Here is a 20,738-nt window from a genome sequence, read left to right as displayed (position 1 = left end):
AAAAGGGACTCGTCATGCATGGGATAAGAGCTGTTGTACTAGGGTGTGCCATCTTTTTGGGCTTATGCGTGTCGTCATGGGCTAGCGAAGCCCCCTCTATTGCGGCGGCGTCGAACATTAAGTTTGCATTGGATAAAGTCGCGCAGCAATTTACCCAAGATACCGGCCTTAAAGTGCGGATCTCTTATGGGTCATCGGGTAATTTTGTGGCGCAAATACGTCATGGCGCACCGTTTGAATTATTTCTCTCTGCTGACGAAAAATATATTTATCAGCTGCATAAGTTGGGGGTTACCACCAGTGATGGTACCTTATACGCCATTGGGCGTTTGGCATTAGCCGCCCCGAAAACGTCGCCGCTAACGTTAGATGAAAACCTTGTAGGGTTAAATGCATTAATGGTGCAGGGCAACTTAAAGCGGTTTGCAATTGCTAATCCTGATCATGCTCCCTATGGAGAGCGAGCCAAAGAGTTATTACAAAAGCTTGGGCTATGGACTCAGATCGAACCACAACTAATCTATGGTGAAAACGTCTCTCAAGCTGCTCAATTTGCGTTAAGTGGCTCTACCCAAGGCGGCATTGTGGCACTGTCTTTGGCAATGGCACCGCAATTTAAGGCGATTGCTCACTATGTAGCCTTACCGAGTGAACTACACACTCCCATCAATCAACGCATGGTCCTCACCGATAAAGCGGGCGATACCGCTGTGTGTTTTTATGACTATTTACAGCAAGAAAAAGCGCGGCAGATATTTACCGAATTTGGTTTTGGTTTGCCACCTCACCTAGCTGCAGGAGAGTAGTCGATGGATTGGTAGGCATTAGGCTTATCGGTAAAACTGAGCTGTGTCACTGTAGTCATTTTGATCCCTTTTGCCATCGTTGTGGGACGGTTTCTTGCCTATCGGCAATTTCGTGGTAAATCATGGGTTGAGGCGCTTATTATGGTGCCCTTGGTGTTGCCACCCACTGTGATTGGTTACTACTTGCTGGTGGGGCTTGGCAGTCAGTCTTGGTTGGGGCAGTTGCTCGAAAACCTGCTCGGCCAACAGTTAGTTTTTCATTTTTCAGGCCTAGTGGTTGCGTCAATTCTGGTCAATATCCCCTTCGCCATACAACCTATTCAACGCGCGTTTGAAGCCGTTCCCGAGGAGGTGCGTGATGCGGGAGCCTGCTGCGGCATGAGTCCGCTTAAGGTACTATTTCGGATTGAACTGCCCATGGTATGGCCCGGCGTATTGACTGCGTTAGTGCTGTGCTTTTCACATGTATTGGGGGAGTTTGGCGTTGTATTGATGATGGGCGGCAATATTGCCGGAGAAACTAAAACCATCGCTATTTCTATATATGATAGTGTGCAGGCCTTTGATTTTGCTAGTGCTGGGCAGATGTCTTTGGTGTTGCTGCTCTTTGCTATTACCGCATTGGCACTCACGACCAGCTTGTCTCGTCGATTAGGAGGCATGAATGTCTCAAGACGTCGCTGATCTCTATTGTAAAATTGACCAACAGCGCGACATCCCCATCGATGCCGAGTTTTGCTGCTCGGCAGGTGAGGTGTTGGCGGTAGTGGGGCCATCGGGTGGTGGCAAATCGACCTTGCTGCGGATGATCGCAGGCCTGACTAAACCTGAACGTGGTGAGATCCGTCATGGAGATTGTCAGTGGTTTAATAGTGAAACTCATCAATATTTAAGCCCGCAGCAGCGTCATTTAGGCTATGTTCCGCAGCATTTTGGGCTTTTCCCCAATATGACGGCACTGGAAAATGTCGTGGCGGCATTGGACCATATTCCTAAATCGCAACGGCAATCTCGGGCGAAGGATTGGCTCGAAAGGGTCAATCTTCATGGTTTGCCAGATAGGCTTCCTGCAAACTTGTCTGGTGGTCAACGTCAGCGTGTTGCATTAGCACGGGCGTTGGCAAGAGAGCCCTCTATTTTGTTACTGGATGAACCGTTTTCGGCTGTCGATAGAGAAACGCGGGAGCGTCTCTATCTTGAGCTAGCTCGATTGAAAGAGCAGTTATCCATTCCGGTGATTATGGTGACTCACGATCTCAATGAGGCGCTGCTACTTGCCGACCGCATGATCTTAATTAGCCAAGGTAAACTGCTGCAGCAGGGGACGCCGCGAGAGGTACTGACCCGGCCTCGTAATGAAGCCGTTGCTAAGCAGATGGGCCTGCGTAATATGTTTGATGCTCATGTCGTGGCGCAAGAAGAAGATCGTCAAATCACTTGGCTTAAATTTGGTGAACATCTGATTGCGAGCACATACTTCGACAGTCTTGATGTTGGCACTAAGGTCCGCTGGGTGATACCCAATCAAGGGATCCGTTTTAATTCTATTACCAAGGGGAGGCTGTGTCGTAGTTTCAACAAGTTGAACATTACGATCGCATCGACATTGGCGATGGGAGAAACGATGCGAATCGTGGCCAGTATTAAAGGGGTTAAACACCACCTGAATGCGGAGGTGCCGCTGCACTTGGCACAAAAATTAGGTTTGGCACCTGGCATGGAAACCGAGGTGGCTTTAAAGTCTGAGCTGATCCATATCCTAGAGCGTTAGCAAAGCTGTTCTTAGGCTGAACTGAATATGATCAAAGGTTAATCTTGGTTCCATCTCCTAGATATTGTTGCTGCATTACACTGACCTCATTATCTATTTGGGGGAAAGATTTTATGGCTAAGAAACTAACCGGGACGCTCATTCTATCTTGCGTGCTTACATTACCAGCCTTTGCTGCCTATAACGGTCCCGGTGCAGATAAACCAGTCAATCGCGCTGCGGATACTTTGAATGCCAAGGATGACACGCCAGTGGAACTAACTGGACACCTCATAAAAAGCTTGGGTGATGAGAAATACCTTTTTCGCGACAATAGTGGCGAAGTCGAGGTTGAGATAGACAATGCATTGTGGCGTGACATTGAAGTGAACAGCAATACCACCGTCACCTTAAAGGGTGAAGTCGATGATGAGTGGAGCGGCATTGAAATTGAGATTGATGAAATAGATTTGATGGGTGATACACACTAGTATCGCCATTGATGCAGGTATTCAGTAAGATACCGACATAGAGAATGTTAATGGAGGAGCCATGGCTCGTTGGTTAGTCAGTTTGATGCTGTTATCTGGTGTGGGTATAGCTGGTATTGCCAATGCAAATACGGCGGTACTTGAGTTGCTGTCAAATAACCAAGGTCTCACTCCGCAGATGTTGATGGCACAGGTTGAGAAGCAATATCCAGGGGTCATTTCTGAATTTGATATTGATGTTGAGAATGGTGAGCTAATATACGAAATTAGCATCATTGATACCCAAGCCGAGACCATTTCAGAGTTTGAATTTTGGGCCAAAGATGGCAGCCTTATTCACCAGAAGGTTGAACCGATAGAGGCCGATGATCATGACGGCGTAAGGGCTGTGCAAGTCTTGATTAATAGTGATCTTTCCTTCTCCCATTTAGTTAAATTAGCTGTGGGCAGCAGTAAGGCTCACGTTATTGAAGCGCAGCTAGATCACGATCTGGGTATTAGTTATTTAGAATTAAAACTTATCGATGCTAACGGCAAACATAAGATAGCTTTTGATATTGAAAAACAGCGGCCTTTACCCCTGTTAAAGTGGGATTAATCGATGAAAATATTACTGGTAGAAGATGATGCGACCACAACCGAATATGTGGTCAAAGGATTTACTGAACAAGGACACAATATCGAAACTGCCAGTGATGGTCACCAAGGCTTGTTACTTGCGACGAGCATGTCATACGACTTGATTGTGTTAGACCGCATGTTACCGCAACTTGATGGTTTAAAACTGTTGGCGGCACTTCGTGCAACGGGTGATCAAACCCCGGTGCTCATTTTGTCTGCACTGAGTCATGTTGATGAGCGTGTCAAAGGTCTTAGGGCGGGTGGCGACGATTACATGACTAAGCCTTTTGCCTTCTCCGAACTGCTAGTGCGAGCCGAAAAACTGATGCAGCGTGGCAATTCATTGCCTGCACATACTGAGTTGTCGGTGGGTAATTTAGTGATGGAGTTGTTGACCCGTAAGGTAACTCTTGGTGGCACTGAGATTTTACTGCAACCTAAAGAGTTCCAATTGCTTAAGTATTTGATGGAACACCCCAATCAGGTGATCAGTCGTACTTTATTGTTTGAAGCGGTATGGGATTATCATTTTGACCCTCGCACCAATGTCATCGATGTGCATATCGCTAAACTGCGTCGTAAGTTTGAAGAGCTTGGCTTTGGCGAGCTGATTGAAACGGTTCGAGGAGCGGGTTATCGCTTACGTCAGGGGCATTAGACCCTATCAGAGCAGTGCTTGGCGCATTACCATTATCTTCTCTGCGCTGGTCACCTTGATCATTGGTACCTTGCTTTTTGGTATGTATAGACAGCTCAATAATGAGCAGGAGCTACAGACTAATCAGCATCTTGCCGCAGAGAAAGCACGCTATCAACAGATGGCGTTGACCCTAGATAGGCGTAGTTTTGCCACCCAAATTCGCACAGCAGATCCGAAAACAGCTCTGGTTGTGTGGCGCAGTTCGTTAGATCTTATTGGCGCTCTGAGCATGATGCCCGATGACATGCCCATGCTGCCAGAAACTCGCGATTTTCCAATATTAACAGGTGGACCCGACAAGCTGCATATCTTAACCGGCGGTATGGTCTTGACCCGTTATGGACCAGTATTGATCGCCACGCGGACTGATCAGCTCGGCACCTTGATTGATCGTTTCGTCAATGCGGCAATTACCGCATTAATGTTGACGATTGTGTTGACCTTGGCTTTAGGTTATCTGTTTTCTAAGGCGATTTTACGCCGTCTCGTTCAATATAACCGCTTGAGTCGCCGTATTGAGAAAGGAGAATATTCAACGCGCCTGCCTGTGAGCTGGCGCCAAGACGAGTTTGATATGTTAGCGGGTAAGTTTAATCGTGTTCTCGATACTTTAGAAAATAACCTCAACGCGGTCCGCGGCGCGACTGACAATATTGCCCATGATCTGCGTACGCCATTGTCTCACTTACGTATTGGTTTGGAACAATTGCCTCAGAAACGGCCTGAGGAGTTAGATGAGGCTTGCGCAATTTTGACCGAAGAGTTGGATCATTGCCTGGCGACATTTGATGCAATGTTATCCCTGACACGTATTGAAGAGGGACAGCAGACGCTAGAGTTACAGCCATTAAGTTTACAACAGCTGTGCAGCGATTTGTATGAAATGGCCGAGGCGATGGCTGAGCTCAATGAGCAACAACTTGTGCTGAAAACCGATGAAGACTTTACTGTAATGGCAGACAAATACCTGCTATTTCAAGCATTTTTCAACTTAGTCGACAACGCAATAAAGTATGCCGGTGAAGGGGCTAAGGTGTCGATTGTTCAGCAGGGTAATCAGGTTACAATCAGTGACAATGGTCCTGGTATTCCGGCGGAAGATAGAGACAAAGTGTTTGATCGCCTTGTTCGTCTTGACCCAAGCCGCCACAACAAGGGCACAGGTTTGGGCCTATCGTTAGTGAAGGCGATATTGCAGCGCCATAATGCAACGATTACGTTAGGTGATAACCAACCTGGCCTAATTATCACTATTACTTTCTCATAATCTTGCAGGTGCACATGTATCAGATCATCGCCGATGAACCCGAGTTTATGGTCATCAACAAGTCGCCTAAAGTCCATTTTCATAGCCAAGATGGCCACGCGGGAGTGATGGCGCAGCTTGAGCTGGATATCGGCATTAAGCTGTATTCTGTGCACCGCCTAGATACCATGACATCAGGCTTGTTATTGTTTGCTAAGAACCCGACCGCAGCCGCGACTTTTACTGAGATGTTCACTGCCCATCAAGTGCAAAAATATTATCTCGCATTAGCCAAGGGCAAGCCAAAAAAGAAACAGGGCTCGATTGTTGGTGATATGGCTAAAGCTCGTCGCAGTATGTATAAACTGCTACGCACCGCCGAAAACCCTGCTTATACCCAGTTTTTCTCGCAATCGGTGAGCGAAGGGATGCGTTTGTACCTGTTAAAGCCATTGAGTGGGAAAACCCATCAGCTAAGGGTGGCGCTAGCGAGTATTGGCGTACCGATTTTAGGTGATGATTTGTATGGTGGTGAGCAAGCTGATCGTGGTTATTTACATGCCTATAGTTTGAATTTCCAATTTGCTGGCCATGCGTATCAATATATTGTGGCGCCCAGTATCGGAGAGCTGTTTCACCAAGATGGGGTGAAAAAGCAGTTGCAAACATGGGCTAACCCTGAGAAGTTAGATTGGCCAAAACGAAAATAATTAGACCAAAAGGAAACCGTCTAAATGGATACAAATAAACTCCTACTTGTGATTATTGCAATCTTATTGCCACCAGTAGCCGTATTTTTAAAGAGCGGTGTCGGTAAAGATCTGCTTATCAATATCATCTTATGTTTACTGTTCTTTATTCCAGGCCTGCTGCATGCATTATGGGTGGTGACTAAGTCATAACTTGTTGTGCTGTGGAACGTGAAAAGGTAGCTTTAGGCTGCCTTTTTTGTTTCATTCATCGGTTTTAAGCGCTGCTATGAGTGACGCAAAAGTGTGGCTTAGTTACCAGTTTGACTGGGCTAGGCACACAAAAGTGTGCTTTTAGGGTATAATCGCGCTCATGAATAGAAAGAAGAAAATTAATCAAACACTTAAGGCCAAGGCGAAGAAAGCGAATGCAAAACTTCACCATACTGGCAAACCTAAGTATGTATCTAAAGCTGAACGTGAGCGTTTAGCGGCGGACACTGATACACCCTCTGAATCCGCGACTCTGAACTGAGACGTTTTCAATACCCAATTTCATTTTTCCATCCAAAGAGATAATTGTTCTTAAAAAATGATGCCATTGCTGATATGCAATGACTTTTCATCGCTTTTTTGGCGGGTTGCGCCAATGGACTATCTCTAGGTCTAAACTTGTTAGTTATCTCGAGTTTAGAGAAAAAACGACGTTAATAGTTAAGGCAATCGACTTTGTCTAGGCTAACTATTTCGTCAAAAAAGGAGTGTCATGAATACTGTTTACACTATCGGTGAGCTAGAGTCATTTTTGGTGGCGATACTAGTGCTGTTTATCGGTCATACGGTTAATCGTCATGTGGCGGCTTTTAAAAAATACAATATTCCCGAACCTATTGTCGGCGGTCTTATCGTGGCTGCGGTCATTACCGTGTTGCATTTCAATAAAATCTCTTTGGCCTTTACATTGTCGATGCAAAATACCTTGATGATGATGTTTTTTAGCACTGTCGGCTTGGCGGCTAGTTATAAACAGTTGATGAGAGGTGGTTCAAAAGTCTTTTTGTTTCTAGGCATCGCATCGCTCTATATCGTTATCCAGAATGCCGTCGGTGTCAGTATGGCAACCGCTCTAGGTTTAGAGCCCTTAATGGGGCTGATAGCTGGTTCAATTACCTTGTCAGGCGGGCATGGTACTGGCGCTGCATGGGCGCAGACATTTTCTGATGACTATGGCATTAGTACATTAGAGTTTGCGATGGCGGCAGCGACATTTGGCTTGGTGATGGGAGGGATCATTGGTGGCCCTGTTGCCCAGCGATTAATTAATAAGAATGGCCTCGTCTCTTCATATGGTATTGGTGGGAATCATCATAAAGATCATCCTGACTTGGTGACCTATGATCAGCTAGAAGAAGATCGCGTTACTGCAAAAAGCGTACTTGAAGTACTATTTATCTTGCTGTTATGTGTAGCGGGGGCCAAGTGGTTTGGCTCATTTGTGGCAGTAATGGATATTGGCTGGTTGAAGATGCCTGATTTTGTTTATGCACTCTTTTTGGGTGTAGTGATCACCAATGCGACCGAATTGTCGCGTGGTTACAAAATCAATAGCGAAAGCGTGGATGTATTAGGTACCGTGTCGCTGTCACTGTTTTTAGCGATGGCATTGATGAACCTCAAGCTGTGGGAAATATTCGATCTAGCTGTGCCGCTGCTGATTATTTTAACGGCGCAAACTGTGATTCTGGCAATCTTTGCGTACTTCGTGACATTTAGGTTGATGGGTTCAAATTATGATGCGGCGGTGATGGCAGGTGGGCATTGTGGCTTTGGTATGGGAGCAACTCCGACGGCTGTGATGAACATGGGGGCGTTAGTGTCTCGAACCGGCCCGTCTCCTCAGGCATTTATGGTGGTACCCATTGTTGGCGCCTTTTTCATTGATATTGTGAATGCGATTATATTGCAGGGATATTTAGCTTTTATTGGCTGATGTGACGCTAAGTTGGGAGTCCGTTCTAGCTAAATGAAAATTTAAGTTGGTTGGTGAGAAAATCGCGCCAGTCAATATTTAGAGGATGGTTTGTTGGAATGGGTTGCTGATGCATGTGCTTGGTAAATTGACCTAACGCAATGGCGATATGGTATCGTTCGGGTATCGTCATCTGCGGTAAAACTTTATCAAGGATTATGCCATGAAGCCTCTCCTGAATTAAGTAATACCAACCTCAGTATAGTCTTTGGTAGCGCAGTTGTGGGGGCTTAATGCCTAAGGGCTGTGCTTGTAAACTGTAACACTCACTATCAAACTGCGGTTGCCACAATGGGGCAATGAGTTTTAGTACCAAATTCTCCTTGTCTGCTGTCAGCAGCATGAATACTGGATTAGCCCCTTGAGGTTTTACTCAATGGCGAACACATCGAGTGGGTGTTGAGCTATGATAGCGTCGAGGCTAGGCTGCCATTGAGGCTACATACATTTTTCACAGATGTTGCAAGCTTTAGCATAACTTGGCTCTTTGGGTCGCATAGCGACTCGCATCATTTTAGCTTGAGTATCTAGGTTATTGGTGATCGCGGCGCATGAGTTCCCACTGATCTATTGCCTCACCAGACGGTAGGGTGCACACCCCAGTATCCAGCGCTAATGTGCCTTGCAGCGATTGGCAATACTTAGCGGCAGGGTTGGCAAGGCCAATGGTGGGCTTAGCTTGATCCTTTACTTGCTCTGTCATACTAAGGTCGGCAGGAGCCTCATTGGCCATCTGAGTTTCAGTGTTTGGTGCAGGCTGACAAGCGCTAAGAGTTATAGCGCTGATGAAAGCTAATGAAAACGTTAATGGTTTAATCATATCCTTTGATTCTCCAGTTTGAATTGTGCTTGAGAGTTAATAACCTCTATTAACGTCCAGTATGTCATAAAGGGTTAATTGTAAGTCTCGTTAATGTAATTCGGGAATAAAATAGAGGCTGTTGGCGTATACCTTTTGCGAACCCAGCCAGATATTCCGAAACAGTAAGTTATCTGTTAGGGCGACGATTGCCCCTTTACCGTGTCGTTCAACCATTATCGCAGGAGTACCGCCTAAGGAGCGCTGGTACTCCATGGCGAGGTAGCCATCTAACAGTGGTTCATCTGCGTAGGTGGCGGCGGTAATAAATGGTGTGCTGCTTTTAAGTAGTCCTAGGGCCTTATTTTTTAAAATCGGTAATTGCTCGCCATCTATACCAAAGTTGATCGGGTGGCTGGGATCAATATCAAGTGCCAACACCGCCCCACCAATGGACTTTCTCGCATTCAACTTATCTTGTTCGGCAAACGTTAAGCCTTCGGTTGGAAATAATTGTTCGAAGAATCGAGCTTTACGCAGATCCGCTCTGAGCAGATTGCCTCTACTAAGCCATTCGAGCGCGCCTTTTTGTGCGACGATAACCCCACCTCTGTTGGCGAACTGACCTAGCTTTCTGGCGAGCTTATCATCGAAATTATCGTAGCTGCCATCGCTGAGAAATAGATGGGTATATTTCTCAAGTGATAGTCTTGGTAAGCGAGAAGAGTCCACTTGAGTCAGTGGTACACCTAGATGCTGGTCCATGTAGTACCAGAGTTCGCCGACTTCCGATGAGTTGGTGCCATAGCCAGTTATCACTAAAGGTTTTACTTTGTTGATGGGGTGAAAGTCAGGGCTACCCAGATCGATACCTGCGCTCGCTCGGCTACTATTTGTCACCTGATAATCTACGCCATGGGTGTTTGCCAATAAAGTAATCAAGTTGGCGAGTTCATTGGCGGATAGCTTCTGCTTACCCAGAGGCACTTGCAGGGTGCCGGCTGCAAAGTTTAGTTCCAGTTGGTTATTCATTAGATTGAATGGCTTAGCGGCAAATTTAACCTTAATATCGTTTTCCAGTAGCTGTTGCAGCATAGGCGCCGCATTTTGTTGACGCCAGTCAATTAAGATTGCCACACTGCTTGGAGCAATCGCAATTGGCTTGTTTATGGTGGGCTCAAGTAGCAGATCATCGACATTGAGGCTGACATCGCGAGCAATATGTAACTGATAAGAGTGGGCTAAGTTCCAGTTCGACACATCGTAAAAAGTCGCGTCCTCAAACTCGGTTCGCTGGTCGAACAGGGCTAACAGCAAGGTCTTCTGCGGTTGATTGATTGGAATAAACAGACTATCGCGTTGTTCATATCTATGTTTACCCTGTTTGATATTGTCATTGAGGTAAAAATAGCGGATCTGGTGTTGGCGTAATAGCGACGCAAAATCATCGCGCCGACCAGGATCGCTGCTGGCACTCACTAAAAAGCCTACTTCTCGACCAGAGGGGAGATGTTTGTCTTTGCGTTTGTAAAACTGTGACTGGTAATCGATCAGCGCCTGTTTTAGTGCCAAGGCCCCCTTAAGACTTGAGTAAGAGGTGGCGACTTGATTAGCGATGGCATCGGCAAAGCGCAGCTTACCGTTTTCCGACTCCTGCTCCTGCCCTCTGACGCTAGCCTGTTCAAATAAAATGCCCACCGCACCATTAATATCGGGATAGGTTGAGCCTTTGCCGTAATAGAAGTCATCGAACATTTGCTTGCTAAAGTAAGGTTGCTTAACCTTATCAAGTGCATCGGTGTGATAGCCTGCGAGCACTTCAGTAATACGTTGATTTTCTTTAGGCGTAAAAGGGTGAGTGCGTGTCGGGACGCCGGGCTGAAAGAAGTAACTTTGGTTATGGCCCATTTCGTGAAAGTCACCCACATAGTGTGGCTGCCACTTATGAAATAACGCGATACGCCCCCGCGACTCAGGGTGGCGCAAGAATAACCAGTCGCGATTAAGATCGGCAAAGTAATGATTGCGGCGTCCAGAAGGCCAGTTTTGCCTGTGTTCATTGTGGTTTTCGTCGCTGACTTTAACCTTGCCCGTGTAGTTATTGGTCCAGGTTGAAAAGCGATCAAAACCATCAGGGTTTTGAGTGGGGGTGATCAACACAATGGCTTCGTCGAGTAACTGTTTTACCCAGGGCGTTTGGCTATGGCTGAGCTGATAGCTGACCTCTAGTGCGGCATGGGCACCACTGGCCTCATCTCCGTGGATAGAATAAGCCAGCCAAATGACTAAAGGGCCGGTCATTTTCTCTCCAGACTTTACCTTTTGGCGTTGCTTTAATATTTGCTCAAGGTTTGCTTGATGCTTCGGCGCGGTGATGACTGCGGTAAGCTGCTGTCTAGCTTCATGGCTTTTCCCCGTGTCTTCTAAGCTAACTCTTGAGCTTTGTTTGGCAAGCTGTTTGAGGTAATAGTTAATTTGATCGTGGCGTAAATGCCATGTGCCCAAGGGGTAACCGAGAAAAGCCTCGGGCGAGTCAATATCTGCTAGAGAAGCTGTACTAGAGGAGATGGCGAGCACGCTTTGATTATTTGCGGCATAAGAGGAAGATAACGGCAGTAGAGCCAACAATAGTAAGCAGAGTCGAAGCATCATAGAGTTCTTTATTCTTGTATATAAAGGCTAAATTACCAGTTAGGCGAAGTTGTTACTATAGCTAATGATTAAACCACAAGGGATTTTTTAGCAAAAAAGTGATGTCTAATTACCCTAAGCACTACAAAGCTGGTGGGAGTCAGAGTATCATAGCGCTAATTCTTACTAAATCACTCGGGTTTAACCTGACGGAGCATGTCTTAAATGATCACCATTTCCGATACAGCTCAGGCACATTTTGTAAAGCTACTTGCTGATCAGCCTGAAGGAACTCACATTCGCGTTTTTGTTATCAGTCCCGGTACACCATCGGCTGAGTGTGGTGTCTCTTATTGTCCACCAGATGCGGTTGAAGACGATGATATGGAACTTGAGTTTAATGGTTTTCATGCCATGGTCGATGAAAAAAGCGCGCCTTTCTTAGAGGATGCATCTATTGATTTTGTCACCGATCAACTGGGTTCACAGCTGACATTGAAAGCACCTAATGCCAAAATGCGCAAAGTTGATAATGATGCTCCACTGAAAGAGCGTATAGAATATGTGATTCAATCAGAGATCAATCCTCAGCTTGCAAGCCATGGTGGTAACATCATGCTAGTAGAGATCGATGCTGCTGGTGTGGCAGTCCTACAGTTTGGCGGTGGGTGTAATGGTTGTTCAATGGTCGATGTAACGCTAAAAGATGGTATTGAGAAGCAGTTGCTGGATATGTTCCCAGGTGAACTAACAGGTGTAAGAGATGTAACCGAGCATCAACACGGTGATCACTCTTACCAATAAGTCTGCAATAGCGCTCAGCGGAGTGCAATCATGCGATGACTCAATAACGAGCTAACAGCAATGTTAGCTCGTTTTTTTTGTTACCTTACAATGGCCTGCACTTTAGGCGGTAGCGGTAATGAATGGCGAGCGTTGCGCTGCGCGCTAGCATAAACATGCTCATCGCTGCCCACAGCGCATGATTGCCATAGCTTTGCAGGGCAAACCAGGTTGGAAAAAACACCCCGAACGTTGAAATTATCATGGTATTACGCATAGCGGCCCCCTGCGCTGCACCAATATAGACTCCGTCAAATAGGTAGGAAGCGAAAGAGAGGATTGGTAGCCAAATAATCCAATGTAGGTATTGATAAGCTTCACTCTGCACCGCATCTAAACTGGTCAGCAGTTGGATGATATCTCGTCCCCAAAGAGCAAAAAATAGCATAAAGAGAATGGCTGAAATTCCCGACCAGAGGGTGGCTAACGTCACCGCTTCTGCCAATCTCGTTTGATTACGCTCGCCAAAGGCGCGGCCGACTTCTGCCTCAGCATAGTAAGCGATGCCATCCAATGCATAAGAGATCAGTAGTAGTAAGTTAAGTAATACGGCATTGGCTGCGACAGTATTGTCGCCTAAGCTGGCACCTTTAAATGTCATAAACGCAAAGGCCGCTTGTAGGCAAAGACTGCGAATAAAGATATCTCGATTGAGCCCCAGTAACTGCTTGTAGCTTTGCCAAGAAAGTTGGTGGACGAGCTGTGATAAGTTAAAGTTACCTTGCTGGGTTATTTGTTTAAATACCATAGTGGCGGCAACTGAAAAGCCAGCTATATCAGCGAACACCGATGCCAGCGCAGCGCCTTGAACGCCCCAATCGAAGCCGATGACAAAAAGAAGGTCTAAGCTGATATTGGCACAGTTGGCAATAATCAGTTGCCACATGGCAGCTTTGGGTTGTTGTCTACCCAGTAGCCAACCTAGCAGGGCGAGGTTGAGTAGTGCGAATGGAGTCGACCAGATACGGATTTCAAAATAGGCTTGGCTGTAAAACTGTACTTCGCTGCTGGCATCAGAAAAAGAGAGGGCTAGGTTGATGATTGGCGATTGCAGCACTATCGCTAAACAACCAAGTCCCATGGCTAATGTGGCTGACTGCAGTAATAAGCGGTATTGTGCCTGCAGGTTGTTACCACCAAAAGCCTGAGCCACTAGGCCAGTCGTGGACATGCGCAAGAACCCTAGAATCCACAATATCAGGGTGATAATTGTCGAACCAACAGCAACACCGCCTAAATAGTAGGCATTACTCAAATGTCCTACCACGGCGGTATCAACTAAACCGAGCAAGGGTACGGTGATATTTGATAAGATCATTGGCAAAGCGAGTGCGAGCAATTGCCTGTTTTTCTGTTTGTTGAACAGCAAACGTAGTGGAGACATAGATTCTCAGAGGTTAATTTATATGTTTAAAGGCATCATTTTAGCGTTGCTTTGTGGTTGGTGTTTACCTGCAAGCGCGGTTGTGATTTTACAATATCATCATGTGTCCGAAGATACACCCAGCGTCACTAGCGTGACGCCAGCTCAATTTAAGACGCAGATGGCATTCATTAAAGAGAATGAATTTACCGTATTGCCTTTGGAAGAGGTGGTGGCTTCAATAAAAAATGGCGACACGCTACCAGATAAGGCGTTGGCAATCACTTTTGATGACGGTTACGCCAGTATTGCAGATAACGCCCACCCTATTTTAAAAGCTTATGGTTTTCCTTATACCGTATTTATTGGTATCGATCCGATAGAGAGTGGTTATCGAGATATCATGAGTTGGGATACGCTAAGAGATTTATCTGAAGATGGTGTGGAGTTGGCAAATCATAGTTGGGCCCATGACCATCTAATTCGACAGCAAGAAGATGAGACCTCTGCACAGTGGTTATCGCGCGTTGAGAAAGATCTACTGGATACAGAAGCGGAGATAAAGGCGCAAACAGGCCAAAGTCATCGTATGCTGGCTTATCCTTACGGTGAATATAATTTAAAGCTTGAGGGACTTCTTGAGAAGCACGGATTTGTCGGGTTTGGCCAACAGTCTGGCGCCGCAGGAGCGCACTCATCGCTGACTGCATTGCCGCGATTTCCTGTCGCGGGTGTCTATGCCGATATGGCGAGTTTAAAGGTTAAGCTGTACAGCCTTAATATGCCAGTGCTGGAGATGTCACCTAAAAATACCCAATTGGCGATGGGAAACTGGCGACCAGAATTAAAAGTGAAGTTGGATATGCACGATATCTATCCCCATCAAATGATGTGCTACATCCAAGGCCAAGGAGCGAAAAAACCGCAATGGATTAGCGAAAGTGAGTTTTCAATTCAAGCTGACATGGATTTACCTGCGGGGCGTTCACGCTATAACTGTACAGCCCCAAGTAAAACTAGTGGCCGATATTACTGGTTCTCACAAGCGTGGGTACGGCCTAAAAATGATGGCACATGGGTCGCAGAGTAAACTCACCTCAAATAAGCTATAAACGCTTTGATGTTCTAATTGCCTGCAGGTCGTTGATCAACTCATTGGTTGAGATCTGCGGGATTTGCGCCATCTTCAATGCCTTTGGTTTAATGGTGGCAAACCGCTTGCCTTCAGGCGAAATTAAGGTCATTGACGCACTATGATCGACTTGATAATTATCACCTTCTCCTACCATCGCATACACAAAACCAAGCTCCCGCGTTAGCGGTAAAAGTTGTTGATGTTCGCCGGTAACCGCAATAAATTCTGGATTAAAAAAGTTCATATAATCTAGCAACTTCTGTTGCGTATCACGCTGTGGATCGACCGATAGGAAGATGATTTGCAGATCCCTATTGTCCGGTAATGCTTGGTAGACCGCGGCGAGTTTGGCCATTGTTGTTGGGCAGACGTCTGGACAGGAGGTATAGCCAACAAATACTAAACTCCATTTGCCTTGCAATTGTTCATGGGTAAAGGCTTGCCCATGTTGATCATGCAGTTCAAAAGGAGAGACTAGCCGTTGGGTCGGATAGATATAGCTTGTTTGTAGCACTAACGGTGTTTGACTGTATTGGATTGCGGTGATGCCGCCAAGCAGCGTAAACACAATCATGACGGCAAAGATAAGATATTTTTTCACGCTGCTAGCTCCATAGGTAGTGATCCACCAGTAACACCAGAAACAGCACCATTAAATGATAAATGGAGAATTTAAATACCTGCATCGCAAGCCCTGGCTTGTCATGGTATTTGAGCTCCCAAGCTTTATAGATAAAGCCACAGCTGAGCAGGGTAGACCCAACGAGGTAGACTGGGCCACACATACCGACTAATACAGGAAATAGGCAAGCCAGCGCCAATAAGACAGTGTAAAGCAGAATGCAGGTTTTGGTAAATTCAACGCCATGGGTTACTGGCAGCATAGGCACATCGACTTTGGCGTATTCCGCTTTACGGTGTATTGCCAGCGCCCAAAAGTGGGGAGGGGTCCATGCAAAAATGATGATCACCAACAACAAAGCATTTCCATGAAACTCGCCAGTGATAGATGTCCATCCTAACAATGGTGGCATCGCGCCAGCCAATCCGCCTACCACAATGTTTTGTGGTGTGGCGCGTTTTAGGTGGGCGGTGTATACCAGTGCATAACCTATGAGGCTGGCAAAAGTGAGCCAAGCTGTTAACGGATTTACTAAGAAGTAGAGGATCACAAAACCCAATATTGCCGTTGAGGTTGCAAAGGTTAACGCCTTCATTATCGATACTCTGCCTTTTGGCAGCGGGCGATTGTAGGTTCTTGCCATGAGCCCATCTATACGTCGGTCGATAAGATGATTATAGGCTGCTGCGGCACCAGCCATCATACCAATCCCTGTTAGTCCTGCGATGAGCGGTTGCAGGGGCACGGCACCAGGGACGGCTAGGCACATGCCAACAAGTACGGTTAACAACATCAGGGCGACAACTTTGGGCTTAGTCATCTCTAAATAGGCGCGCCACTGTAATGTTGGTGTGGGTTGGCCTGCGATAGTCAGTGGTTTTGCCATAATAATGCCTCGCTTATGCTTTACGCCAAAGGGCATAATTGATGAATACTAGTGTCAGCAGCAGCAGGGCCGCTCCCGCGTTATGTGATACAGCAATACCCAATGGAAGGTGCAGTACAACATTACCGATCCCTAGAGTCACTTGCAGTATGACGAGCGCAATAAGTAGCCAGGCACTATTTCTTAATAGTGTTGATTGAGACTGCTTAATCATGCGGTAGGCCAGAAAAACAAGCAGTGTAGCGGTTACTATGGCACCAAAACGGTGAGTGACATGTATGGTCATGCGTGAAGAATAATCCAATATGCCAAACTCGTAGCTGCCTTCTGTTTTGAGCAGAGGATTAAAGGCGTTTAGCGGATCGAGGTTGCTGACCCAATCACCTTCACAGATGGGTAAGGTTGTGCAGGCAAGAGCGGCATAGTTGGAGGAGGTCCAGCCTCCAAGTATTATTTGTAGGACCAACACGGCTAAGCAAAATAGCGCAAATGGCGCGAGTTTGCGCATTGCAGCATCGCCACCCGGTATCCGAAGTGGTTTGGTTCTTAGGTAGAGTATCAACAGCAGAGAGATAAGAGTGAAGCCACCGATGAGATGAGACATCACCACCACTGGCATAAGTTTCATGGTGACAGTCCACATGCCCAATGCTGCTTGAAACAAAATCAACACCGCAATGAGGCTAGGTAGTTTTTTGGGGGCGTCTTGAGTTTTGTAGCTGATAAACAGGATAACCAATACGAGTAACCCTAAGGTGCCTGCGATATAGCGGTGGATCATTTCCAGCCAAGCTTTTTCCTGTTCAATGGTATGTTCAGGAAAAGCTGTCTGTGCTTGCGATAACTCATGGGTTTGAGTGGGCACCTTTAACATGCCATAACACCCCGGCCAGTCTGGGCAACCTAGTCCGGCGTCAGATAATCGGGTGTAGGCGCCCATTAAGATGACACACAGGGTGAAAATCAGTGTTAGCTTTAACAGGGAGGTCATCTGCATCATCCTACCCTCGAGAGTTTAAGCAGCTTGCGCAGATCGGTCACCATGGCTTTACCCTGAAGGATTTGAGCATCTTTGTTTGCCACTTCTGGGTAGCGCATTACGAGTGCACCGAGTGGATCGACAATGATTAAAGCTTGGTTAGTCAACATTGCAGCAATAGCGTTATTTGCCTGCGCTGTATCGAAGTTGAAATTACTCAGTGCGGTAAGGTCACTGTCTGGCTGCAGTAACACAATGGGTTTAATCCTATCTTGATCGCGGCCTAAGGCTATGTGACTCTGCTGCAGGATATACAGCCGGTCTAGACATCTATCATCGCAATGTTTAGGCAACAGGTAGATCACCTGCCAATGCTGCGGCCAAGGGTTATCCATCTGCAAACTGGCATAGTTGGTATCAGGTGTGAGCAACTCTCCGGTGTTGGTGGCGCCGCCATGATAGAGGTTCATGCTCAAAACCAATTTTGCTACGATGACGGGCAACACAAACACCAGAAGGAGAATAATTAGGGGTTTAGCGCCATTCTTCTTTGGGGAGTTCATCTTAGCTCCTCTCGTTGATCATTTAGCGGTAGAGCTGATGCTCTCCACATAAAAATGCCAACTTCCCGAGACGGCTAGGAAGTCACTAAATTACGTTGCTATCTGCTACATTTTGTAGCGGTTAAGTTCTAACCTACAAGGTCTTGTTGTATTAAGCAACCGCTTAATATACGTACTATTAATGTGGTGACATTTTATTTTTCTTTTTTATTATCAATAGATAACCCATAAGTATTAAAAAAGCTGCCGCCATCGAAAACCACTGTAGTGCGTAGCCTTGATGTTTCTGTGCGCTCAGTGGAATGGGTTGCCACGGGTGAGGTAAATCACTGCCTGATATCTCATCCGGCTGCAGTACGGCGGGGGCTAATGGTGAGTTGATAAGTTGTGCCAACTCAGTCAAATTAAGATTTTGTATTCTTATTGGATTGCCTGGTTCTGCCAGTAACTGATTACTCAATGGATTAGCAGATTTTTGATACAGCTTTCCGCGCAATGGTTGAGGGGTTTGCAATGGTCTTACATCCGGCAGTATCCGCCTATCTCCCCCTCCTGGTACGAATCCCAACTCGACTAAAAGTTTAGGGCTAGACATTGACACTGAGACCACTTGGTAGGCGAGGTAGCCTACTGCACCGTTATAGACTTGATTATCGAGTAAAATGAGTTGTGTATCGACAGAGGTTGCATTGATCTCTAGTCGATAACCTGTGAGCGATGAGTCTTTAGGCATTGCCAATAGGCGTGAATAGCTTAGAGGGGCTGCTTGGTGACGTTGTGATAACTCCGCTTGCCAAAGACTCTTCTCTTCTGCTCGGTTAAGTTGCCATAACCCTAGCTTGACCAAAATGGCAAACACAAGCACTGTAATAACAGCGACAAATAGTTTCGCCCACGCAAATTTCATCATAGGGGTAGTTATGACAGGAATATTGGTATTTAAGCTGGTTTTAGTGCTGCTACTGCTTTTCATTGTATTTAATCTTGGCCGGGCGTTGTTTATTTTAGTGAAAGGCGAGAGTTCGGTGCCTATGAGTCAATATTTGGGACGGCGAATGCTATTTTCTGTACTGGTTATCGTGCTGTTATTATTGGCGCTAGGGCTCGGCATTATCTCACCTAACCCTAGACCTTATTAACGTTTAGAGTACATAGACAAAGATAAATAGGCAGAGCCAAACCACATCGACAAAGTGCCAGTACCAACTACCTGCTTGAAAAGCGAAATGCTTATCTGGGGTAAAATGCCCCTTTAGCACCCTGAAAAACAGCACCAATAAAAAGACGGTACCTAAGCTCACATGCATACCGTGGAAGCCTGTGAGCAAGAAAAACGTATTCCCATAGACGCCTGATGCCAGTGTCAGTCCCATCTCTTGATAAGCGTGAATATACTCTTCTGCTTGCAGCACCAAGAAGGCTAAACCTAACAAGATCGTTGCCCCCAGCCACAGAGTGAGTGCGGTACGTTTACCTTTTTCTAAGCTCACATGGGCGAAATGCAGGGTGACAGAGGAGGTCAGCAGTATGATGGTGTTATACAGGGGTAAACCGGTCCAACCCATGGCCTCGGTTTTAGTGCCATCAGGGGTGGTAACAAGTGGCCAGACAGCTTCGAATGTTGGCCATAACACTTCATGGGTCATCGCGTTATTCGATGCGCCACCTAGCCAAGGCACTGCTATCATTCTGGCATAGAGCAGCGCCCCGAAGAAGGCAGCGAAGAACATCACCTCTGAGAAGATAAACCAACTCATTCCTTGACGAAAAGAGCGATCCATCTGCGATGAATAGAGGCCTGCCATGGATTCATGGATAACCGTTCTAAACCAGCCAAAGATCATAAACAGGATCACAGCGATCCCTGCGGTCAAGATATAGCCGCCGCTGCTCTGCTGGGTATTTAATTGTTGTACATAGCTTCCTGCACCAAATGCAATTAAGAAGAGCCCGACTGCTCCTATGATAGGCCATGCACTTTGGGCCGGAACGTAATATGGTTCATGTTTGGTTGTCATTTTGCTGCTCCTTGCTCAATAGCACCAACGTAACCCCGGTCGGTGATATTGTAGAGAGTATAAGAGAGTGTCAGTGTCGATATCGATTCAGGTAGATCGGGATCAACATAAAAGATCAATGGTAGTTGAGCGTCAGCATTTGCTTCGAGTAATTGCTGATTAAAGCAGAAGCACTCGGTTTTGTGAAAGTATGCCGCACCTTGCCCAGGTGACACTGAGGGAATGGCTTGTCCCAATGTCTGAGCGAGTGACAGATTTTTTGCATTAAAGTTAGTTCGCACCAGCTCACCTGGATGAACCTCCATACGCTTAACCTCGGGTACAAATTGCCACGGCATATCAGTTTGAATATGTGACATAAACTCCACTGTGACTGTTCGGGATGTATCGACAGTTAGGGGTTTATACACAGCCGCAGTAGACTGAGTTTTACCATTAATGCCTAATTGCTCACACAGCACGTCGTAAAGCGGCACCAAAGCAAAGCCAAAGCCGAACATGCCAATAGCGCCAGCCACTAGCCAGCCAATTAACTTTCGATTTGAATCTGCTTGATGCGCGCCCATG

Annotated in this window: 24 protein-coding genes; 14 read left to right on the top strand and 10 right to left on the bottom strand. The window is 46.3% G+C overall.

Annotated features, from left to right (window positions below):
* The first annotated feature begins 14 nt into the window (after positions 1–14).
* The 11 genes from modA (at position 15) to gltS (ending at position 8,293) form a co-directional block, all read left to right on the top strand.
* Positions 15–806: a molybdate ABC transporter substrate-binding protein gene (gene modA, locus L876_RS0108315; protein ID WP_028763383.1), complete on the top strand. Its 792-nt coding sequence runs from the start codon at positions 15–17 to the stop codon at positions 804–806.
* A gap of 36 nt (positions 807–842) precedes the next feature.
* Positions 843–1,490 carry a molybdate ABC transporter permease subunit gene (modB, locus tag L876_RS21385; protein WP_248674536.1) on the top strand — a complete coding sequence of 216 codons (648 nt, stop codon included), beginning with the start codon at positions 843–845 and terminating at the stop codon, positions 1,488–1,490.
* The gene (locus L876_RS0108305; RefSeq protein ID WP_028763382.1) at positions 1,471–2,577 is read left to right on the top strand and encodes an ABC transporter ATP-binding protein; all 1,107 of its coding nucleotides are present in this window, start codon (positions 1,471–1,473) and stop codon (positions 2,575–2,577) included. Before modB ends, L876_RS0108305 begins: the two co-directional genes overlap by 20 nt.
* A 113-nt stretch (positions 2,578–2,690) precedes the next feature.
* A complete protein-coding gene (locus tag L876_RS0108300; RefSeq protein WP_028763381.1) occupies positions 2,691–3,047 on the top strand; it encodes a NirD/YgiW/YdeI family stress tolerance protein in 357 nt (118 codons plus the stop codon).
* Positions 3,048–3,108: 61 nt separating this feature from the next.
* A complete protein-coding gene (locus tag L876_RS0108295; RefSeq protein ID WP_028763380.1) occupies positions 3,109–3,645 on the top strand; it encodes a PepSY domain-containing protein in 537 nt (178 codons plus the stop codon).
* A 3-nt stretch (positions 3,646–3,648) separates the two neighbouring features.
* The gene (locus L876_RS0108290) at positions 3,649–4,326 is read left to right on the top strand and encodes a response regulator transcription factor (protein ID WP_028763379.1); all 678 of its coding nucleotides are present in this window, start codon (positions 3,649–3,651) and stop codon (positions 4,324–4,326) included.
* A gap of 82 nt (positions 4,327–4,408) precedes the next feature.
* A complete protein-coding gene (locus L876_RS0108285; protein ID WP_211237651.1) occupies positions 4,409–5,635 on the top strand; it encodes a sensor histidine kinase in 1,227 nt (408 codons plus the stop codon).
* Positions 5,636–5,649: 14 nt separating this feature from the next.
* Positions 5,650–6,324 carry a TIGR01621 family pseudouridine synthase gene (locus L876_RS0108280; RefSeq protein WP_028763377.1) on the top strand — a complete coding sequence of 225 codons (675 nt, stop codon included), beginning with the start codon at positions 5,650–5,652 and terminating at the stop codon, positions 6,322–6,324.
* Positions 6,325–6,348: 24 nt separating this feature from the next.
* Positions 6,349–6,516 carry a YqaE/Pmp3 family membrane protein gene (locus L876_RS22425; RefSeq protein WP_011863909.1) on the top strand — a complete coding sequence of 56 codons (168 nt, stop codon included), beginning with the start codon at positions 6,349–6,351 and terminating at the stop codon, positions 6,514–6,516.
* A gap of 160 nt (positions 6,517–6,676) precedes the next feature.
* The gene (locus L876_RS22420) at positions 6,677–6,838 is read left to right on the top strand and encodes a DUF2986 domain-containing protein (RefSeq protein WP_081730659.1); all 162 of its coding nucleotides are present in this window, start codon (positions 6,677–6,679) and stop codon (positions 6,836–6,838) included.
* Positions 6,839–7,069: 231 nt separating this feature from the next.
* The gene (gene gltS, locus L876_RS0108265) at positions 7,070–8,293 is read left to right on the top strand and encodes a sodium/glutamate symporter (protein ID WP_028763376.1); all 1,224 of its coding nucleotides are present in this window, start codon (positions 7,070–7,072) and stop codon (positions 8,291–8,293) included.
* 571 nt (positions 8,294–8,864) lie between these two features.
* Here gltS and L876_RS23160 read toward each other — a convergent pair.
* Both L876_RS23160 and L876_RS0108250 read right to left on the bottom strand, forming a co-directional pair.
* Positions 8,865–9,152, bottom strand: coding sequence for a putative hemolysin (locus tag L876_RS23160; RefSeq protein WP_037428242.1), 288 nt, complete (start codon positions 9,150–9,152; stop codon positions 8,865–8,867).
* Positions 9,153–9,242: 90 nt separating this feature from the next.
* Positions 9,243–11,780, bottom strand: coding sequence for a M14 family zinc carboxypeptidase (locus L876_RS0108250; RefSeq protein ID WP_028763375.1), 2,538 nt, complete (start codon positions 11,778–11,780; stop codon positions 9,243–9,245).
* A gap of 207 nt (positions 11,781–11,987) precedes the next feature.
* On the opposite strand from L876_RS0108250, the gene nfuA reads away from it, so the two are divergent.
* On the top strand, positions 11,988–12,566 hold the full coding sequence (nfuA, locus tag L876_RS0108245) for a Fe-S biogenesis protein NfuA (RefSeq protein ID WP_028763374.1): 579 nt from the start codon (positions 11,988–11,990) through the stop codon (positions 12,564–12,566).
* Positions 12,567–12,651: 85 nt separating this feature from the next.
* Here the strand turns inward: nfuA and L876_RS0108240 are convergent, their stop codons facing one another.
* On the bottom strand, positions 12,652–13,989 hold the full coding sequence (locus L876_RS0108240; RefSeq protein ID WP_028763373.1) for an MATE family efflux transporter: 1,338 nt from the start codon (positions 13,987–13,989) through the stop codon (positions 12,652–12,654).
* 22 nt (positions 13,990–14,011) lie between these two features.
* On the opposite strand from L876_RS0108240, the gene L876_RS0108235 reads away from it, so the two are divergent.
* Positions 14,012–15,058 (top strand): polysaccharide deacetylase family protein, encoded by a 1,047-nt coding sequence (locus L876_RS0108235; protein ID WP_028763372.1) that lies wholly within the window; start codon positions 14,012–14,014, stop codon positions 15,056–15,058.
* A 16-nt stretch (positions 15,059–15,074) separates the two neighbouring features.
* Here the strand turns inward: L876_RS0108235 and L876_RS0108230 are convergent, their stop codons facing one another.
* From L876_RS0108230 to L876_RS0108210, 5 genes are all read right to left on the bottom strand, one after another.
* Complete coding sequence (locus L876_RS0108230) at positions 15,075–15,677, bottom strand: SCO family protein (RefSeq protein WP_037428264.1); 603 nt, start codon at positions 15,675–15,677, stop codon at positions 15,075–15,077.
* Positions 15,678–15,708: 31 nt separating this feature from the next.
* Positions 15,709–16,611: a heme o synthase gene (cyoE, locus tag L876_RS0108225; protein ID WP_028763370.1), complete on the bottom strand. Its 903-nt coding sequence runs from the start codon at positions 16,609–16,611 to the stop codon at positions 15,709–15,711.
* Between the two features lie 13 nt (positions 16,612–16,624).
* Positions 16,625–17,608 carry a COX15/CtaA family protein gene (locus L876_RS0108220; RefSeq protein WP_028763369.1) on the bottom strand — a complete coding sequence of 328 codons (984 nt, stop codon included), beginning with the start codon at positions 17,606–17,608 and terminating at the stop codon, positions 16,625–16,627.
* Positions 17,608–18,153 (bottom strand): hypothetical protein, encoded by a 546-nt coding sequence (locus tag L876_RS0108215; protein WP_028763368.1) that lies wholly within the window; start codon positions 18,151–18,153, stop codon positions 17,608–17,610. Before L876_RS0108215 ends, L876_RS0108220 begins: the two co-directional genes overlap by 1 nt.
* 178 nt (positions 18,154–18,331) lie before the next feature.
* Positions 18,332–19,063: an SURF1 family protein gene (locus tag L876_RS0108210; RefSeq protein WP_028763367.1), complete on the bottom strand. Its 732-nt coding sequence runs from the start codon at positions 19,061–19,063 to the stop codon at positions 18,332–18,334.
* Between the two features lie 10 nt (positions 19,064–19,073).
* Between L876_RS0108210 and L876_RS22415 the strand changes: the two genes are divergently transcribed.
* Positions 19,074–19,292, top strand: a complete 219-nt coding sequence (locus L876_RS22415) for a DUF2909 family protein (RefSeq protein ID WP_081730657.1) — start codon at positions 19,074–19,076, stop codon at positions 19,290–19,292.
* Positions 19,293–19,295: 3 nt separating this feature from the next.
* Here L876_RS22415 and L876_RS0108205 read toward each other — a convergent pair whose 3' ends face one another.
* Together L876_RS0108205 and L876_RS0108200 are read right to left on the bottom strand one after the other, a co-directional pair.
* Positions 19,296–20,171, bottom strand: coding sequence for a cytochrome c oxidase subunit 3 (locus L876_RS0108205; protein WP_028763366.1), 876 nt, complete (start codon positions 20,169–20,171; stop codon positions 19,296–19,298).
* Complete coding sequence (locus L876_RS0108200) at positions 20,168–20,737, bottom strand: cytochrome c oxidase assembly protein (protein ID WP_028763365.1); 570 nt, start codon at positions 20,735–20,737, stop codon at positions 20,168–20,170. The genes L876_RS0108205 and L876_RS0108200 overlap by 4 nt, the downstream gene beginning before the upstream one ends.
* Position 20,738: the final 1 nt, after the last annotated feature.

It is taken from the genome of Shewanella colwelliana ATCC 39565, assembly GCF_000518705.1.
Taxonomy (GTDB): Bacteria; Pseudomonadota; Gammaproteobacteria; order Enterobacterales; family Shewanellaceae; genus Shewanella; species Shewanella colwelliana.
Note: the sequence above shows the minus strand (reverse complement) of the source record. Positions and strands in the feature narration are given on the sequence as shown.

Bases quoted from the DNA above. Each gene is read 5' to 3' on its own strand.
- L876_RS0108205 (WP_028763366.1), bottom strand. From the start codon at position 20,171: ATGACAACCAAACATGAACCATATTACGTTCCGGCCCAAAGTGCATGG.
- L876_RS0108290 (WP_028763379.1), top strand. From the start codon at position 3,649: ATGAAAATATTACTGGTAGAAGATGATGCGACCACAACCGAATATGTG.
- L876_RS0108305 (WP_028763382.1), top strand. From the start codon at position 1,471: ATGTCTCAAGACGTCGCTGATCTCTATTGTAAAATTGACCAACAGCGC.
- L876_RS0108280 (WP_028763377.1), top strand. From the start codon at position 5,650: ATGTATCAGATCATCGCCGATGAACCCGAGTTTATGGTCATCAACAAG.
- L876_RS0108240 (WP_028763373.1), bottom strand. From the start codon at position 13,989: ATGTCTCCACTACGTTTGCTGTTCAACAAACAGAAAAACAGGCAATTG.
- L876_RS22415 (WP_081730657.1), top strand. From the start codon at position 19,074: ATGACAGGAATATTGGTATTTAAGCTGGTTTTAGTGCTGCTACTGCTT.
- L876_RS0108295 (WP_028763380.1), top strand. From the start codon at position 3,109: ATGGCTCGTTGGTTAGTCAGTTTGATGCTGTTATCTGGTGTGGGTATA.
- modA (WP_028763383.1), top strand. From the start codon at position 15: ATGCATGGGATAAGAGCTGTTGTACTAGGGTGTGCCATCTTTTTGGGC.
- gltS (WP_028763376.1), top strand. From the start codon at position 7,070: ATGAATACTGTTTACACTATCGGTGAGCTAGAGTCATTTTTGGTGGCG.
- L876_RS0108285 (WP_211237651.1), top strand. From the start codon at position 4,409: ATGTATAGACAGCTCAATAATGAGCAGGAGCTACAGACTAATCAGCAT.
- cyoE (WP_028763370.1), bottom strand. From the start codon at position 16,611: ATGGCAAAACCACTGACTATCGCAGGCCAACCCACACCAACATTACAG.
- L876_RS0108250 (WP_028763375.1), bottom strand. From the start codon at position 11,780: ATGCTTCGACTCTGCTTACTATTGTTGGCTCTACTGCCGTTATCTTCC.
- L876_RS0108220 (WP_028763369.1), bottom strand. From the start codon at position 17,608: ATGCAGATGACCTCCCTGTTAAAGCTAACACTGATTTTCACCCTGTGT.
- L876_RS0108230 (WP_037428264.1), bottom strand. From the start codon at position 15,677: ATGATTGTGTTTACGCTGCTTGGCGGCATCACCGCAATCCAATACAGT.
- L876_RS0108200 (WP_028763365.1), bottom strand. From the start codon at position 20,737: ATGGGCGCGCATCAAGCAGATTCAAATCGAAAGTTAATTGGCTGGCTA.
- L876_RS0108215 (WP_028763368.1), bottom strand. From the start codon at position 18,153: ATGAACTCCCCAAAGAAGAATGGCGCTAAACCCCTAATTATTCTCCTT.
- L876_RS23160 (WP_037428242.1), bottom strand. From the start codon at position 9,152: ATGATTAAACCATTAACGTTTTCATTAGCTTTCATCAGCGCTATAACT.
- nfuA (WP_028763374.1), top strand. From the start codon at position 11,988: ATGATCACCATTTCCGATACAGCTCAGGCACATTTTGTAAAGCTACTT.
- L876_RS22425 (WP_011863909.1), top strand. From the start codon at position 6,349: ATGGATACAAATAAACTCCTACTTGTGATTATTGCAATCTTATTGCCA.
- L876_RS0108235 (WP_028763372.1), top strand. From the start codon at position 14,012: ATGTTTAAAGGCATCATTTTAGCGTTGCTTTGTGGTTGGTGTTTACCT.
- L876_RS0108300 (WP_028763381.1), top strand. From the start codon at position 2,691: ATGGCTAAGAAACTAACCGGGACGCTCATTCTATCTTGCGTGCTTACA.
- L876_RS0108210 (WP_028763367.1), bottom strand. From the start codon at position 19,063: ATGATGAAATTTGCGTGGGCGAAACTATTTGTCGCTGTTATTACAGTG.
- L876_RS22420 (WP_081730659.1), top strand. From the start codon at position 6,677: ATGAATAGAAAGAAGAAAATTAATCAAACACTTAAGGCCAAGGCGAAG.